Origin of the sequence: Sphaerisporangium viridialbum, assembly GCF_049674955.1 — a bacterium.
In the GTDB taxonomy this organism is placed as follows: Bacteria; Actinomycetota; Actinomycetes; order Streptosporangiales; family Streptosporangiaceae; genus Sphaerisporangium; species Sphaerisporangium viridialbum.
The window spans coordinates 4,629,339-4,642,684 of record NZ_CP187232.1 but is presented as its reverse complement, the minus strand read 5'-3'; the positions used below and the strand labels follow the sequence as shown (position 1 = coordinate 4,642,684).

General features: G+C 68.1%; 12 protein-coding genes and 1 pseudogene. 6 read left to right on the top strand and 7 right to left on the bottom strand.

Features of this window, described 5'->3' with window-relative positions:
- Positions 1-195: 195 nt before the first annotated feature.
- Positions 196-759: a dihydrofolate reductase family protein gene (locus ACOZ38_RS20810; RefSeq protein ID WP_424532799.1), complete on the bottom strand. Its 564-nt coding sequence runs from the start codon at positions 757-759 to the stop codon at positions 196-198.
- A 672-nt stretch (positions 760-1,431) separates the two neighbouring features.
- Positions 1,432-1,707: a Tn3 family transposase gene (locus tag ACOZ38_RS20805; protein WP_424537058.1), complete on the bottom strand. Its 276-nt coding sequence runs from the start codon at positions 1,705-1,707 to the stop codon at positions 1,432-1,434.
- A gap of 134 nt (positions 1,708-1,841) precedes the next feature.
- Here ACOZ38_RS20805 and ACOZ38_RS20800 point away from each other — a divergent pair, with 134 nt between their 5' ends.
- Together ACOZ38_RS20800 and ACOZ38_RS20795 are read left to right on the top strand one after the other, a co-directional pair.
- Positions 1,842-2,918, top strand: coding sequence for a tyrosine-type recombinase/integrase (locus ACOZ38_RS20800; RefSeq protein ID WP_424532797.1), 1,077 nt, complete (start codon positions 1,842-1,844; stop codon positions 2,916-2,918).
- The gene (locus ACOZ38_RS20795; RefSeq protein ID WP_424532795.1) at positions 2,915-5,230 is read left to right on the top strand and encodes a tyrosine-type recombinase/integrase; all 2,316 of its coding nucleotides are present in this window, start codon (positions 2,915-2,917) and stop codon (positions 5,228-5,230) included. Before ACOZ38_RS20800 ends, ACOZ38_RS20795 begins: the two co-directional genes overlap by 4 nt.
- A gap of 162 nt (positions 5,231-5,392) precedes the next feature.
- Here ACOZ38_RS20795 and ACOZ38_RS20790 read toward each other — a convergent pair whose 3' ends face one another.
- Positions 5,393-5,962, bottom strand: coding sequence for a dihydrofolate reductase family protein (locus tag ACOZ38_RS20790; RefSeq protein WP_030925166.1), 570 nt, complete (start codon positions 5,960-5,962; stop codon positions 5,393-5,395).
- 111 nt (positions 5,963-6,073) lie between these two features.
- Here ACOZ38_RS20790 and ACOZ38_RS20785 point away from each other — a divergent pair, with 111 nt between their 5' ends.
- Positions 6,074-6,400, top strand: a complete 327-nt coding sequence (locus ACOZ38_RS20785; RefSeq protein WP_424532793.1) for a hypothetical protein — start codon at positions 6,074-6,076, stop codon at positions 6,398-6,400.
- Positions 6,401-6,570: 170 nt separating this feature from the next.
- Positions 6,571-7,851, top strand: a complete 1,281-nt coding sequence (locus tag ACOZ38_RS20780) for an ISL3 family transposase (protein WP_424532791.1) — start codon at positions 6,571-6,573, stop codon at positions 7,849-7,851.
- On the opposite strand, the gene ACOZ38_RS20775 is transcribed toward ACOZ38_RS20780, so the two are convergent.
- The 4 genes from ACOZ38_RS20775 to sigJ form a co-directional block, all read right to left on the bottom strand.
- Positions 7,852-8,217, bottom strand: a complete 366-nt coding sequence (locus ACOZ38_RS20775; protein WP_424532789.1) for a hypothetical protein — start codon at positions 8,215-8,217, stop codon at positions 7,852-7,854.
- A gap of 19 nt (positions 8,218-8,236) precedes the next feature.
- Entirely contained in the window at positions 8,237-10,258 is a 2,022-nt protein-coding gene (locus ACOZ38_RS20770) for a Tn3 family transposase (RefSeq protein ID WP_424532788.1), read from the bottom strand.
- A 209-nt stretch (positions 10,259-10,467) separates the two neighbouring features.
- The gene (locus ACOZ38_RS20765; protein ID WP_424532786.1) at positions 10,468-11,343 is read right to left on the bottom strand and encodes an NADP-dependent oxidoreductase; all 876 of its coding nucleotides are present in this window, start codon (positions 11,341-11,343) and stop codon (positions 10,468-10,470) included.
- A gap of 245 nt (positions 11,344-11,588) precedes the next feature.
- Complete coding sequence (sigJ, locus tag ACOZ38_RS20760; RefSeq protein ID WP_424532785.1) at positions 11,589-12,476, bottom strand: RNA polymerase sigma factor SigJ; 888 nt, start codon at positions 12,474-12,476, stop codon at positions 11,589-11,591.
- 190 nt (positions 12,477-12,666) lie between these two features.
- Between sigJ and ACOZ38_RS20755 the strand changes: the two genes are divergently transcribed.
- The gene (locus tag ACOZ38_RS20755) at positions 12,667-12,951 is read left to right on the top strand and encodes a LysR family transcriptional regulator (protein WP_424532783.1); all 285 of its coding nucleotides are present in this window, start codon (positions 12,667-12,669) and stop codon (positions 12,949-12,951) included.
- A gap of 43 nt (positions 12,952-12,994) precedes the next feature.
- Positions 12,995-13,153 (top strand): annotated as a pseudogene (locus ACOZ38_RS20750) (DUF4186 family protein); the annotation flags it as partial.
- Positions 13,154-13,346: the final 193 nt, after the last annotated feature.

Here is a 13,346-nt window from a genome sequence, read left to right as displayed (position 1 = left end):
AAGAACATCGTCACAATCAACGACGCCGTCGCCCTCATCTCCAGCAAGTCGGTCAACAGCTCACTCGGAACGCAAGGAAGGGGCCGGGGAAGGTTCCCTCATAGCCGAGGGTCACGGTGAGCACGCCAGGAAGGATTTCGACCTGGCCTCACGAGCCCAGGACCTGGCCTCACGAGCCGAGCATCTGGCCCGTGCTCATCGCCTCGTCTCGTATCGGGTCAGCACCACGCCGCCGGGAAACGTCCGCGTCTCCACCAGGGTCAGGTTCACCCAGCTGTCCAGGGCCGTGAAGAACGGCGTGCCGCCGCCCACCAGGACCGGGTGGGTGACCAGCACGTACTCGTCGATCAGCCCGGCCCGCATGGCCGCTGCGGCAAGTGTGGCGCCGCCGATGTCCATGGGGCCGCCGTCTTCGGCCTTGAGCCGGGTGATCTCGGCGACCGCGTCGCCGGTGACCAGGCGGGTGTTCCAGTCGACCGTGCTGGTCGTCGAGGAGAACACCACCTTCGGCATGTCCCGCCAGCGGCGGGCGTACTCGATCTCAGCCGGGGTAGCGCCAGGCTGCTGGTCAGCGGTCGGCCAGTGGGAGCTCATCGTCTCCCACAGTTTGCGCCCGTACAGCGCCATGCCGGTCGCCCCCACCCGGTCGGACCACCACTGGAACAGCTCGTCGCTCGGTACGCTCCAGCCGAGGTCGTCGCCGGGCGCGGCGATGTAGCCGTCCAGGCTCAGGTTCATGCCGAAGATCAGTTTCCGCATCGTGCCAGCCTCTCGTGAGTCGATCTCACACGTACAGACGGGCACGGCGCGGAAACCTAATCGGTGCGCGATCTGCGTCCGCAGGTAGTCCTCGCGTTCCGGACTCGGCACGGCGTACTCGGCTGGGCTCGAGCACTACCCACCGGATCTCGACTTCACCCTCGTACGGGCAGCGGCGCACCCATGGCCAGCTCTCCCCGACCGCTGCTGCCGTCTGCCCGGACGGGAAGGCCTTCCACGGCCACCTGCAACAGAGGCTGTCTACTTTCGCAGACGCGTTGCGATCGCGCTCGACGCGCTCGCTGCGCGAGCAGGAGTGTGAGCGATCTGGGTCCCCAAACGCCTGATCACACAGCTACAGCGCCAGCCAGGCCCCCTCACCGCGCTGGAGATCGCCAACCAGTTCCCGACGCTTAAGCATCTCGCTCGGCGACCAGCGGCCGCACGTGCCCGGCAAGATCCGCGAGCACCTACATCCAGCAGCGCCGACGCAGCTAAGCGTTGTTTTTCGGCGCCTACTGCTGAAGGGCCGACAGCGCCAGATGGCTTCGCCGCAGGCCGTGGCGAGACCATCGCCCCAACACCTCGGCCGGTACGCCGAGCCATCGCCAGGCCCTCGGCTCAGAACAGGGTGTCGCGCACCCGCAGCGGCCGGTATCCGGTCGGGCCGAGCTACGCGAGTTCGCCTTCGATGTCGACCTCGATGGCGCCGAAGAAGTTGATGTTCTCGCTGTGCGCCGGGGAGATATGGGCCAAGACCTCGTCGTCGATGCGGCGGCCTGCCGCGCGCATCGAGTCCACGGCCAGGCCGTAGTACTCCGTCGACCAGGTCACCACCGCGTTGGTGACCAGCGTGAGGCACCATGCCTGCTCGGTCTGCGCTTCGATGTGGCGGGCCCGCACGATTCCTTCGTGGGCGTAGAGCAGATCGCGCTTGAGGGCGTGCAGGGACTCGCCCTAGTTCAGTTGCCGCGAGATCTTCCGCCTGTACGCCGGGTCAGCCAAGTACCTATTAGTTACGTGGAATCTCGCCTCAGGGATGATCCTTGCTCTGGGGCGTCGCCACGAGCTGAGGAAATCTGTTGAGCATCTCGAAGGTGTTGGAAGGCAAGTGGCCAGTACTGCTGCGGCACGAGCTGGCCGTCGGCTGGTTGCAGGTGTGGGCGGACCTGGGCCGGGCGCCTCGGACGATCGATGCGTACGCCCGGGGGCTGGCCGAGTACCTGGAGGCGTGCGAGCGGGAGGGCGTCGACCCGGTGTCGGCGAACCGGGCGCACGTCGCCGTCTACGTCCGGGAGTTGACGAGTCGGCCGAGCAAGCGCGGCGTCAACGTCGTGTCGATCGACTCCGGGGCGGGGCTGGCGAACGCGACGTTGCAGCAGCGGCTGGTGCCGGTCCGCTTGTTCTATGACTTCCTGATGGAAGACGGGTTGCGGGACTCCAACCCGGTCGGGCGGGGCCGCTACACGCCCGGCCGTGACTTCGGTGGACACGATCGGGGTCTGATTCCGCGGTTGACGAAGTTGCCGTGGATCCCGGACGAGCGGCAGTGGCTGGATGTGTTGGCGGTCGCGGCGCTTGAGCCAGCCCGTAACCGGGTGATGCTCGCGCTGGCCTACGACGCGGCGCTGCGCCGCGAGGAGCTGTGCTCGCTGCGCACCGACGATCTGGATCCGGGGCACCGGACACTGCGGGTACGAGCGGAGACCACGAAGAACAGGCTCGAGCGGATCGTCCCGTACTCGGCTGCGACCGGAGTACTGCTGTCGGGCTACTTGGTGCGTCGGGCGGCGATCAGCCGGGCGAGGGGGCCGTTGTTCTTGTCGGAGTCGCGCCGCAACTTCGGTGAGCCGTTGAGCTTGTGGACCTGGTCGAAGGTGGTCCGCCGGATCGCCCTGGCCGCCGGAGTTCCGCGGTTCGCCACGCACACCACCCGCCATCTCTGCCTGACTGATCTGGCCCGGATGGGCTGGGAACTGCACGCCATCTCTACGTTCGCCGGGCACAGGTCGACCGAGTCGACGATGCGCTACATCCACCTGTCCGGCCGGGACCTGGCCGACAAGCTCGCCCGCGGGATGGAGCATATCCACGCTTGGCGAATCGGCATGCTCGCCCAGCTCGCCGCCGACGGCATCCCGGTTGGAGCGGGCCGGTGACCGCCGCGTCGCGGCGGCCCGCCGAGCTCGGATCGGCAGGCTCGTGGGTCTGGCCGGTGGACGTGACCTGCTACGACCGCCGGACTACTCTCAGCCATCTTGAGCTGGCTGTCATGCAGCGCCTCGACACGAGGTTGCGCCACCGCACCAGCCGAATCGATGACCTGGCCGAATGGAACATGCTCGGACGGTTGACCCGGCCGCTCGACGACGCGGCAGCGGCCCTGCACCACGCGGACACGGAGCTGCACCGGCGGGCGGTCGCTGACGCGATCGGCCTGGTGCTGCTGCGCTGCGCCGAGGAGAAGACCTCGTTCTGGGCCTGGTCAGCGCAGGGCTGGCTCCGGCTGATCGGCGTCAGCATCGCCGAGTTCCAGCGCCCGTGGCCGGACACCATCGACCCAACCGCACGCCCTCACCTCGTCGCCCTGGCCTACCTGCTCGGCGGGTTCACCGACTTCGACCGGATGGGGCCGTTCGGACGGCTGAACCTCGCCCGGCGCATCTTCGGCATCGAACTCGTCGACCACGCCTATCAGCAGGTGTCGGAGACCCTCGGCGGTTGGGGCTACCGCATCGGCGATTCCGAACGCGAGCGGATGACCACCGTGCTCAGTCAACTGCTGCTCCTCAACGGCAGCCCACTGCTGGCGGACCTGACCACCGAAGCGTTCATCCAGCTCCGTCCGAGGATGCGGCGTCGCTGGCAGGTCGCCGAGATCCACGGCATCCAACGCGCCGCCGCCAGCCTCGGGTTCTGCGACCCGCCGTCGTCGATCCACGCTGGCCTGCCCGCCATCGAGGGCACCGCGGAGTCATGGGCGACCTGGGTCGACCGATGGCATTCGACCTCGACGCTGACGCCGAAGGTCCGGGCGATCTTCCGAAGCGTGATAGCCAAGGCCGGCCGCTGGCTGGCCGCCGAGCACCCGGAGATCACCGAACCCAGCGAGTGGACCCGCCAGACCTGCGCTGCCTGGGTCGCGACTATCGACCGGCTGACCGTCGGCGAACACGTCCAACGCCACGCGGGTCTGGACAAGAGGAAAGGCGACCCGATCTCCCCTCGGACGAAGGCCGGCTACCTCACCGCCACCAGGACCTTCTTCCGCGACTGTCAGGAATGGGAGTGGTTCCCACGCCGCTTCGATCCCGCCCGGGCGCTGGCGACCCCGCGCACCATCCAGGCACTCATCGGCCCGAACCCCCGGGTGATCGCCGACGACATCTGGGCCAAGCTCCTCTGGGCCGGTCTCAACATCGAAGCCGACGACCTCCCGGCCAACGCCAGCGGTCCCTGTTACCCGATGGAACTCATCCGCGCCATCACGCTGACCTGGCTGTTCAGCGGCCAGCGCAGCGACGAGATCGCCCGGCTTCGCATCGGCTGCATCCGCTGGCAACACGACGGGACATCGATCCCCGGCGACTCCCGCGATGTCCTCGCTGAGGATGCCGTATGTCTGCTCGACATCCCCACCCACAAGACCGGCACCGCGTTCACCAAGCCGGTCGACCCGCTCCTCGGACAGGCCATCGAGGCATGGCAGGCCGTCCGGCCCGACCAGCCGAAGATGCTCGACCGCAAGACTGGCGAGCCGGTCGACCTGCTGTTCGCGACTCGGGCACGACGGGTCGCCAAGGCATACATCAACGACACGATCATCCCGACGCTCTGCCGCAAGGCCGGCGTCCCGACCGCTGACCTCCGCGGCAACATCACCAGCCACCGGGCCCGGGCGACCATCGCGACCCAGCTCTACAACGCCAAGGAACCTATGACGCTGTTCGAGCTGCAGGAATGGCTCGGCCACCGTTCGCCCGAGACCACCCAGCACTACGCCAAGATCACCCCGAACAAGCTCGCGCAGGCATACAAGGACGCCGGGTACTTCGCCCGCAACGTCCGCACCATCGAAGTCCTCGTCGACCGCGACGCCGTCACCAGCGGTGCGGTGGCGGCCGGCGAGCCCTGGCAGTACTACGACATGGGCCACGGCTACTGCACATACACGTTCTTCGAACAGTGCCCGCACCGCATGGCCTGCGCCCGCTGCGACTTCTACACCCCGAAGGCCTCGTCCAAAGCGCTGCTGCTGGAAGCCAAGGACAACCTGCAGCGCATGCTCGCCAACATCCCGCTCACCGACGACGAACGCGCCGCGGTCGACGACGGCCAGGCGGCCCTAGACCGGCTGCTCGGCCAACTTGCCGATGTCCCTACCCCCGCCGGGCCCACACCCCGGGAAATCAGCACACCGGCCCAGGCGACCCTGCTGCCGGTCATCGAGATCAACCGGAGGCCGACCTAGTGCCACGTCAGGCAACGTTTGCCCTGTCCGCTACCGGCACCTCAGGGCGATGTCCCCCCGTCGATATGTCCGCGCGTTCGGGGGCACGGCCAGCGCGGCCAACGCGACCCCGGGCCGTCGTTCCGTCGCGAGGGAGCGGCCAACGTGCCAGGATAAATCACGTCAAGCCGTAACTCGCGTGGGCCGGTATCGCAGGGCGACCGCCCCCGACCGGAACTCACGGCGGTCCACGGGCTCGAGCTGGATGCGCTCGCGCAGACCGGCGAGCAACGTCGGCCCGTGTCCGGCAAGGACCGGCTGCACAAGGAACTCGTACTCGTCGATCAGTCCCAGATCTGCCAACGCCAGGGGGAGCGTCACGCCACCCACCCACAGGCCCTCGCCTGACTCCTGCTTGAGCCGCTGAACCGCTTGCCCGAAGTCGCCTCGCACCAGCTCGGCATTCCAATCGACCGCGCTCAGCGTGCTCGACACGACGTACTTCTTCGCCCGGTCGATGGTCTCGGCGAACGGGATCTGCCACTCATCCATCCAGTCAGGCCACGTGTCCGTGGCCGGCTTCCGCCACGCCGACTCCATCATCTCGTAGGTCACCCGGCCGAATAGCAGGGCATCGGCTCGCTCCATCTCAGCGGTCCAGTAACGCATCGACTCCTCGTCCGGGGGGAGCCCTGCCTCGTGATGGCAGCAGCCGTCGAGCGTGACGTTGATCGAGTATCGAAGTGGTCTCATCTCGTTGCTCTCTCTTGATGCGCGCAGCGCGTTTTCACCGGACGTCTACTTAGACGGCTGTCGGCGCCATTTCTCATCGGCGCCCGATCCCACCTGCTCAACACCGTCGTGATGCGAACCAGACCGCAGACCGAGCGCGCGACCGATTCGGGCGCTCGGGGCGTTCAGGTTCGCAACGGGACGGCGCCCATAACGCTCGACTTCGATGCACGGTGCCACGTCACCTACCGTCGGCTCAGGGCCAACGACGAACGTCGCAAACGTTGCCTGACGCGGCACTGGTCAGGCTGCGCCACAGCCGAGTGGATGCCGCACGAACTCTGGATGGGCGTCGCCGAGGTCGATGCTGTTCTCATCAAGAGCATTGGCGATGTGGAAGCGGCCCGTGTCGAAGACAAATTCGACAGCGAGGGTGCCGGCCGCCACGTCGCGACGTGATGGCCGCCACTCGAGTAGAGCCACCTCGCACAGTTCCTGGCCGATGAACGGCTTAAGCGGCTCTTCGATCTTGAGGGGGAAGTTCCTGGGCGTGCCCTGACAGGCGAGAGCCCGTAGCCCCGCAACACTGGCTGTTGATCAAGGACAGTTAGTGACGGGGGCCACGGGCTGTGAACGACAGTACTTCGATCCTGTTCGGCATGCCGGGAATAGCGGTGGTGGAGGTCGAACGCGTCGCCGATGACGACGGGAAAACGGGACGGTTGGTGCATATCGAACGCCCCGAGGATTGGGCCGCCTGCCCCGAATGCGGGGTCATCTCGACCTTGGTTCGGCAACGGCGTACGACCCGTCCGCGAGACGTCCCCCATGGCGAGGAGCCGATCGAGGTGCGCTGGCACAAACGGCAGTTCGCCTGCACCGAGCAGTTGTGCCCCCGCAAGGCGTTCACCGAATCCACCGCGGAGATCCCGCCCAGGGCTCGGGTGACCGGCCGATTGTGCCGGGCGGTCGCACGCCAGGTCGCCACGGGCCGGTCGGTCGCGGCGGTGAGCCGGGAGTATCGGCTGGGCTGGCCGCTGGTGCACCGCCACTTCAGCGTTCACGCCGATGCGGTCCTGATCGAGCCCGAACCACCCCGAGTGCTGGGCATCGACGAGACCCGCCGGGGCAGGCCCAAGTGGTTCAAGGACCAGGTAAGCGGGACATGGACGCGCACCGAGCCCTTCGAGACCAACTTCGTCGACCTGTCTGGGGCCGGTGGGCTGCTCGGCCAGGCGGCCGGCCGCACCGGCAAGGCCGTGCTGGACTGGCTGAACACCCGCGGCCGGGACTGGAAGAGCCACGTGCAGATCGTGGCGATCGACCCGGCCGCCTGCTACCGCACCGCGGTCAAGCAGGCTCTGCCGCACGCCACGATCGTTGTCGATCACTTCCACCTGGTCGCGCTGGCCAACAAGGCGCTGACCGCGGTGCGCCAGCGGGTCACCCGCGAGGAACGCGGACGCCGGGGCCGTGCCACCGATCCGGAATGGGCCAACCGGCGCAGGCTGCTACGCGCCCGCGAGCACCTGTCGGAACGCACCTTCACGGCGATGTGGAACACCTTGATCGACCACGAACCCACCGGGCAGATCCTCACCGCCTGGATCGCCAAGGAAGAACTGCGTGCCCTGCTGGCCTGCGCCCGCACCCAGGCGCCCCGGTCGGTGATCTCTCACCGGCTGTTCCGGTTCTTCTCCTGGTGCGCCGACTCGGGCATCCCCGAGCTGACCACACTCGCTGAGACGATCGCAGAATGGTGGCCAGAGACGCTGGCGTTCATTACTACGCGTGTCACCAACGCCCGAACCGAGGGAACGAACCGGCTTATCAAGGACGCCGCCCGCGTGGCGTTCGGCTTCCGAAACCTGGACAACCAACGCCGCCGCGTACGGTTGGCGTGCACATGATCAACCCAGCGGCGTGAGGGTGAGCACCCCCTCAAAGTTGAAGAGCCGCTTAAGCCGTTCATCGGCGCTGGACCACGCCGGAGTCAGCTCGAACCAGTCCCAGCCGGTGATCGCAGCCGTCGTGTCGATGGTGTTCCAGCTGATCGACAGCTCATCGAACTTCGAGTGGCTGATCTCTACCCGGACGCCGTCGAAGTCCAAGACGACGGGGCATTCGGCATACCAGTCCCCGTCCTCGATGAAACGTACGATCGCGAAGCCAGTCAGACGCCGACCACCAAGCGCGGCCAGGCCCGGTCCGCGTTCATCGCGGATGGCTTCAAGTCCGACAAGAAAGGTCGGCTCGAAGCCGGAGATACCCATCACGACAGGCGATTGTCCAGTTTCATCGCGAAACTGGCCAGTCGATATCCACCGCCGAGCCGTAGTGCCACGCTTGACAAATTAGATTCCACATAAGGGCCGCATAGATCGTTCTCCTCAGCGCGCCGTACTCCTTCAGCGCCGCAGCCAGGGCGTTCTGCCGTCCCGAGGCCGAGAGCTTGCCGACCAGCAGGGAGGCGGTGGCCCGCCCGAACTTCAACGACCCGGCCACACGGAGCAGGTCGTCGTAGTGATCGGCGATCAGGTCGGTGTTGAGCTTGCGGGTCAGCAGCGGTTCGGTGTGCGGGAACTCTGCCTCGACCTGCGCTCGCGACCCGGTGCGGTACAGGGTGATCTTGCCCAGGTCCCGGATGCCGATCGCCAGGTTCGCCGCCCGCAGCGTCTCCTCCCGCACGTACCACTCCGCGGTCCACGCCAGGATGTCGTAGGAGATCCCGCAGGCGTCGGCCATGCGGGTGAGCCCGAGGTTGGTGGAGTGGCTGATCAGCACCGCGATCAGGTTCCGCTTGAGCTCCGGGCTGCGGGACTGCTTGCCGCCGGCGTGGGTGAAGCAGTCCAGGAACCCGGTGCGCTTGTCCAGCTCGATCAGCAGCGACACGATCGGCGCGAACGGCAGCATCTCGGTCAGTTCCGCCTTGAGCGCTACCGCCTCGGCCGGGATGTCCTCGGCGGTCAGCGGCGAGATCACCAGGTCGCCGCCATCGTCCAAGCGCACCGGGCCGTCACCGGCGGCCAGCACTCCCTCCAGCTCCCCGAGTGCCTCGCCCAGCTCGTCCTCGGCGGCGGCCAGGGCGCGGGCGGGGTCGGCGGATTTGCCCACGAGCTGGCAGAACTCCATGCGCTGCGCCGACCACTTGTCCGAGGTCAGCAGGTAGGTGGCGGGTCGGAGTAGCGCCGCGAGCCGGGCACGTACACATCGCCGGTGCGCAGTCCGTCGCGCAACCCGAGCAGGGTGCACAGCTCCCAGTAGTGCCGGTAAGCGCTGGTGTTTCCGGACTTGCGCGCGGTGTCGAGGTAGCCGCGCCACCGCGTGGGCACGAACCCGTCCGGCGCCTCGTCGGGGACGCGCCGGTCGCTCGGCCTTGCCTTCCCGCGCCGAGATGGCCTGGTCGAACAGGTCCACGACCTCGTCGAGCACGTCGGTCGCCGACTGCGCCAGCAGCGTGAGCAGGATCGGGTAGCGGCGCTGAGGATCTCGCCGCTCCAGCGCCTGGGCGGTCAGCCGACCGCTGACGGTGGCCAGGAACCGGTGCCGCTCGGCCGGGAGCACCGACAGGTCCAGGGCATCGGCGCCCAGGCCGCGTAGGAACGCCAGCTTCGCGACCTCCGCCTTCACCGCGGCCGGGGACGCCTCGACCGGGCCGGTGGCCAGCCACCGCAGTCGTGTGGTCTTGACCTCGGGGTCGGTGACCAGCAGCCCGTCCAGCGCGGCGCACCGAACGTCGGTGAACTCGTGCGCCAGCCGGGCGAACGTCTCCCGCTGCGCTTCCTCGCGGGCGTGCGCGACCCGCTTGACCACGATCACCGGTCCAGGCCGGATCACCCGCGCGGAGATCAGGTACTCGCACGCCAGCCGGAACAGCAGAGTCGGCGAGTCGTGCTCCATCGCTCGCGCGAGCAGGAACTCGTCGAGCTCCTTGAGCTCCAGCGTCGACGGCGGGCGCCACCCCAGGTACTGCGCGACCAGACGCAGGTGCTCGGTGCGGGTCTTCGCCCGCCGGCCGTAGGACCGCAGCTCGACGGGGTCGCCACCCAACTGGTCGGCCAACCGAGCCACCGCCACCGGCGGTGCGGTGGACACCTTGTCCGGCACGAATCCCAGCCACGACAGCGTGCACAGCGCCACCGCGAGGCCCAGCCGGTCCGCCGGTCCGCCGGGCCTCGGCCCCGACCGGGGTCCACGAAGGCGATGTCCGCCGGGGTGAGGGTGAAGAACCGGAACAGCTCGTCCCGGCCGATCTCCGGGAAGCCCCGCAGGCGCTCCAGTTCCTCGTCCGCGAACACCCGCGCCTCCAGCCAGCACCCCAAGATCCCCAGCTCAGAAGCCTACTCAGCCATATCCGCCCGAAATTTCCTGAGAACTACGGGAACCCCGGATGCTTCGATGCCACGGCCGCGGTTGGCCCCTTGGCATGGGCGGACTGATCCGAGCTGGAGCGGTCCGTGGCCGTGGTCAATGTGGCGACGGTCAGCAGGCCGCCGGCGATCCGCATTCCGAGGATGGTCTCCTGCTCAGTTGTCCGTGACGCGGATGATCGTCTTGCCCGGGGTGGGCTTCCCGGAGGTGAATGCGGCGGGCGCCTCGGCGAGCGGCCATACGGCGCCGACGGCGGGCTTGAGTCGGCCGTCCCTCACTCGCTGGGCGAGGTCGGTGAGCCGGGTGCGGTCGGGTTCGACGATGAAGAAGACCGCCCGCCCGTCCTTGGGCTGGACCTTGGGCGGCATGGCGATGGTGACGAGCGTGCCGCCGGCGCGCACCAGGGCGGCCGAGCGGTTGAGGATGTCGCCGCCGATCACGTCGAACACGACGTCGGCCTCGCCGGCGTCCTCCAGCTTCTCGGCTTCCAAGTCGATGAAGGTGTCGACGCCGAGAGCGAGTGCCCTGTCCCGGTCGGAGGCGCGGCCGGTGCCGATGACGCGGGCGCCGGCCTCGCGGGCGAGCTGTACCGCGATCGAGCCGACGCCGCCCGCGGCACCGTGGATCAGGACGGTCTGGCCTGTGGTGAGGCGGCCGTGGTCGAACAGGCCCTGCCAGGCGGTCAGCCCGGAGATGGGCAGCGCGGCGGCCAGGATGTGGTCGATGTCTGCCGGCAACGGGGCGAGGTTGCGGGCCTCCACCGCGGTGTACTCGGCGAGCGTGCCGTTGCGCGTCCAGTCGGCCAGGCCGAACACCTGCTGCCCGACGCTCAGGCCGGTGGTGCCGTACCCCAGCTCTACGACGACACCCGAGAGCTCGTGCCCGGGCACGCTCGGCGTCCGGTCGCGGCCTGCGCGATCGGTCCACGTGCCGGGCCAGTCCAGCTCTCCAGGGGTGAAGCCCGAGGCGTGCACCCGCACGATGACGTCGTTCTCGGCCGCATGGGGGTAGGGCATGTCTGTCAGGGACATCCCGGCAAGACCGGCGTCACGGTCTCGAACAGTGATGGCTTGCATACAGGTCCTTACTGGGAGGGGCGACTCGAGCGCGCAGTCCGTTCACACGAAGGGCTCATAGCGGCTCGTCGTCGGGAAGACGCAGCAGGTGGATGTATGCCATTCCGCACGATCGATCTCACCTGCCGGCGCGTATTCCTTCGTCGCCCGTTCTTGCGTTCTCATCAGGGAGACGAGGTAGCCCTTCCGGGTGTGACAGCTCAGACGCGCACGAGTTTGTCGGGATTGATGACCCTGCGGTACGCGGTGATCAGACCGTCTGTGATCTGGACCGTGTCGACGGAGTAGACCCGGCCTTCCCGGTGGAACACGAGGGCGAGCTCGCCACCGACCTCGGCGAAGTCGATGCGGTCCGGACGCCGCTGGCGCCCCACACGCACCATGACCTCGGCGACACGCTCGCCGCCGTGGATGAGTTTGCGTGCCGCGGAGACCTTGCCGCCGCCGTCGGTGACGTAGACGGCGTCCGGGTGCAGGAGCCTGACCAAGCCGGCCAGGTCCCCTGCCTCGTACGCGGCGCGGAAAACCGCGAGGACGCGTTCGCGCTCCGCCTTCGACGCCTGCGGCATGGACTTCGCCTTGGCCACCCGCCGTCGCGCCCGCGAGGCGAGCTGCCGGGCACCCGGCACGGAGACGTCCAGCACTTCGGCAATCCGGCCGAACTCAAGACCGAAGACATCGTGTAGGACGAAGGCCACCCGCTCCGGCGGGGACAGCTCCTCCATGATCAGCAGCATCGCCGAACTGACGGACTCATCGACGAGTACCGGCTGCGACGCGTCCGGCCCCGTCAGCAGCGGCTCAGGCAGCCACGGCCCGACATAGGTCTCCCGACGGACCCGGGCACTCTTGAGAATGTCGTACGACCGCCGCGCGGCCACCGTCACCAGCCAGGCCCGCAGATCACCGATGCCCTGCAGATCCGCTCCGGCCGCCCGCAGCCACACATCCTGGGTCACGTCCTCGGCATCGGCCACACTCCCCAGCAGCCGGTAGGCCACACCGAAAACCGCGGGCCGGTGCCTCTCCCATCCGGCTCCGAGCGAGTCCTCCTGCTCAGACTGTCCGGGCCCGTGCCCGTCACCCATACAGATCGCAACCTCCTCCAGCTTGCGGATCCAGCGTAGCCATCCGAACTCGGGATCTTCGCAGACAGCTCCGCCGGCCCGGACACTCGGACCCACGACGTAGGGCGGTGTTTCATAGGTGGTCCCCTATGAAACACCCGCCCGCCCGGCAGTTCACCTGCGGCGGCTCATCCACCACGCAGGGGCGCGTATGGATCTGGATCTCGGTTTGGTCGCCGACTTCTTGGTTCTCGTGGAGGAGCGGCACTATGGGCGTGCGGCCGTGCGGCTGCACCTGACCTCATCGGCGTTGACCAAGCGCATCCAACGTCTGGAAGGACAGCTCGGGGTCGCCCTCGTCGAGCGTGGCCCTGCGGGTGTGCTCGCCGTGACCTCCGCAGGCCGGCGGTTCGCGATCGCCGCCGAACCTTTGATCGCTCAGGCCAACGCCGCCCGCGAAAACGTCCGGGCCACACCCGCCGGCCGAGCCGCGTAGTGACGGCCGGCAAACGCCCTATCGGGGGCATCCCGTATTCGTCGCGCAGCACGCCACGGCAACCTGCTGCCGCACCTGCCTGGAACGCTGGCACGGCATCGCCGCTGGTCATGCGCTCGATGAGGCCGAACAGGCCTACGTCGTAGAGGCGATTTGCCGATGGATTCTCGACCAGTACGTCCCGGATCAGCCGCCTCCGTAACCGGAGCGCGGCGTCTGCGACGGCGCCCGCCGGGCTCATGGCGCTCCGGGACGGTCCGTCTGTGTCCTGTCAGGCTGGCCAAGGCATGGCAACCCGCGCAAGGGACTACGCGCGCTGTGCCTGCTGGCGGTGATCACGGTGCGAGCTACGCACCCGCCGAGAACTCTCCGCCGAGTGCCCCTGCTACACGGTT